Origin of the sequence: Bradyrhizobium sp. ORS 375 (genome assembly GCF_000239775.1) — a bacterium.
Lineage (GTDB): Bacteria > Pseudomonadota > Alphaproteobacteria > Rhizobiales > Xanthobacteraceae > Bradyrhizobium.
In genome coordinates this window covers 1-2,335 of the sequence record NZ_CAFI01000293.1, presented here as the reverse complement: position 1 = coordinate 2,335, position 2,335 = coordinate 1, and the positions used below count along the sequence as shown (strand labels likewise).

Genomic DNA, 2,335 nt, shown 5'->3' with positions numbered 1-2,335 from the left:
CCTCTGTTGCAGACATCGGCATCCAAAAGAGCGGGCAGACGCCACCTCTGCGACCTCTGCTCACAAGTTGAAATTGAAATCCCCGCCCTCCCGCTGTTAGCATCGGTTCCAATAAAACAGTCAGGAGGGACCGCCGATGACCGCATCCGTTTCGGGACGATCCGATCCCGTGGTGCGCCGCATCACCACGGCCGACATAGCCGAGGCCTTGACGCAAGGCTTGCGGGATTTTCAGGCAGCGCCGCTGTTCGGCCTTGCCTTCGGCCTGATCTACGTGCTCGGCGGCGTCAGCATCGTGCTGTGCGTGACCGCCTTCGGCATGGTCTATCTCGCTTACCCCCTGGCCGCGGGCTTCGCGCTGATCGGGCCGTTCGTCGCCATCGGCCTCTATGAGGTCAGCCGCCGCCGCGAGCTGGGCCAGCCGATCTCCTATGGGGCGATCTGGCGGACGATCACCTCGCGTGCCGAAATCGCCTGGATGGCGTTCGTCACCGTGTTCTTCTTCGTCATCTGGATGTACCAGATCAGGCTGCTGATCGCGCTGCTGCTGGGGCTCAACGCTTCGTTCTCCAGCTTCAAGGAGTTCATGACGGTGGTGCTCACCACCAATGAGGGCCTGCTGTTCCTGGCGATCGGCAATCTGGACGGCGCCGCATTGTCGCTGGTGCTGTTCTCGCTGACCGTGGTGTCGTTTCCGCTGCTGCTGGATCGTGACGTCGATTTCGTCACCGCCATGATCACCAGCGTGCGCGCGGTCGTGAACAGTCCCGGGCCGATGATCGGGTGGGCCGCCGTCATCACCGTGCTGCTGATCGTCTCGGCGCTGCCCTACTTCCTGGGCCTGCTCGTGACCGTCCCGGTGCTCGGCCATGCGACCTGGCATCTCTATCGCCGCATCGTCGCGCCGGCCTGACGGCAGAGCAGGCCGGGACGAAGGTTGCATACCGACGAAGGCGCTGCCGCGTATGCTTGGTGCAAGGCGCGGCGAGCCGTCAGATGTCCGACCAGCGCCACCACCGGGGAAGGATGATGCCAGACAACATCGCCTTGTTCGCCACCATCATCCTGCTGCTGCCCATGTTCTATCTGCTGCTGGCCGCGCCGGCCTTTCTGCTGGTGCGGCTCGACATCGTGCCGGTGACGCGGCTCTTGCGCGGCATGTTCGATTCCTACTTTGTGGCGCTCGCGATCGCCGGCGGCATCGGCACGCTCGCCGTTCTGGCGGATGGCCGTTCCCTGCTCGCCCTGGGCATCGGCTCGGTCGCCGGGTTTGCGCTGCTGTCGCGCCGCTGGTTTCTGCAACGGATGGACGCGCGCATCCGCGATCGGGATTCCGGCGATGCGACCGCGGTGCGCCGCCTGCGCTGGCTGCACTGGGGCGGCATGCTCAGCAACGCCGTCCAGGTCGGCGGCGTGCTGGCCTGCATCCCGCAGATCGCGGCGGTGTCTTAGGGCTTGGCTAGCCGGGCAATGCGACGCCAAGCGCCTTCAATGCCGCAAGCATGCGCGCAGGCGGCGCCATCTTCACGGCGAGCGGCTTCCCCGTTTCAAGCAGGCTCTTGAGGCTCGACAGGATCGCCGGCCAGCCTTGCCGCCCGCCGGACAGAATGTCGTCCGACAGCGGCCGCTCATGCGCTTCGGTCATGGTGAGGCGCACGGCGTCGCCGGCCGCTTCGATCTCGTAGGTGACCAGCGTGCGGCCGAGCGCCGCGACGAGGCCGGGCCAGTTGACGTCCCAGGTGATGGTGAGCTGCACCGGCGGCTCGCAGACGATCACCTCGCCGCTGATGTGCTCCGAGCCATCGGGCGCACGGACGATGAAGGCGCCGCCGGCGCGGAGGTCCGCCTCGACGGCGAAGCCAAAGAAATATTGTCGGCTGAACTCGGCGGAGGTCAGCGCCTGCCAGACCTTCTCCCGACTGGCGGCAATGTAAATGGTGTAGACGGTCTCCGGCTTGAACTGGGAGATGTCGACCGCGTGGCTCGGCTCAGTCATCGCCTTTCTCCAATCGCTTCTTCAATTCGCCGAGCGCGACCAGCTTCGCCCGCTCGAATTTCCTGATCCAACGCTCGCCGATGTGATGGATCGGCACCGGATTGAGGAAATGCAGCTTCTCGCGGCCGTGCCGGCGCGTCGTCACCAGGTTGGCTGCCTCAAGTATGGTCAGATGCTTGGTCACGGCTTGCCGCGTCATCGCGAGGCCGTCGCAGAGCTCGGTCAGGGTCTGGCCGTTCCGCGCATGAAGCCTGTCCAGCAGCGCACGGCGCGATGCGTCCGCCAGCGCCTTGAAGACCTCGTCCATGGGAAGATAATAGGCAACCATATGGTTGCTTG

The 2,335-nt window shown here is 65.2% G+C and carries 4 protein-coding genes; 2 read left to right on the top strand and 2 right to left on the bottom strand.

The features are described from left to right. Window positions 1–136 precede the first annotated feature (136 nt). Window positions 137–913 carry a DUF2189 domain-containing protein gene (locus BRAO375_RS21025; protein ID WP_009029456.1) on the top strand — a complete coding sequence of 259 codons (777 nt, stop codon included), beginning with the start codon at window positions 137–139 and terminating at the stop codon, window positions 911–913. Between the two features lie 116 nt (window positions 914–1,029). After that, window positions 1,030–1,452, top strand: a complete 423-nt coding sequence (locus BRAO375_RS21020) for a hypothetical protein (protein ID WP_009029455.1) — start codon at window positions 1,030–1,032, stop codon at window positions 1,450–1,452. Between the two features lie 7 nt (window positions 1,453–1,459). Here BRAO375_RS21020 and BRAO375_RS21015 read toward each other — a convergent pair whose 3' ends face one another. Next, window positions 1,460–1,996: an SRPBCC family protein gene (locus BRAO375_RS21015; protein WP_009029454.1), complete on the bottom strand. Its 537-nt coding sequence runs from the start codon at window positions 1,994–1,996 to the stop codon at window positions 1,460–1,462. Beyond that, window positions 1,989–2,303, bottom strand: a complete 315-nt coding sequence (locus BRAO375_RS21010) for an ArsR/SmtB family transcription factor (protein WP_009029453.1) — start codon at window positions 2,301–2,303, stop codon at window positions 1,989–1,991. The genes BRAO375_RS21015 and BRAO375_RS21010 overlap by 8 nt, the downstream gene beginning before the upstream one ends. Window positions 2,304–2,335 lie beyond the last annotated feature (32 nt).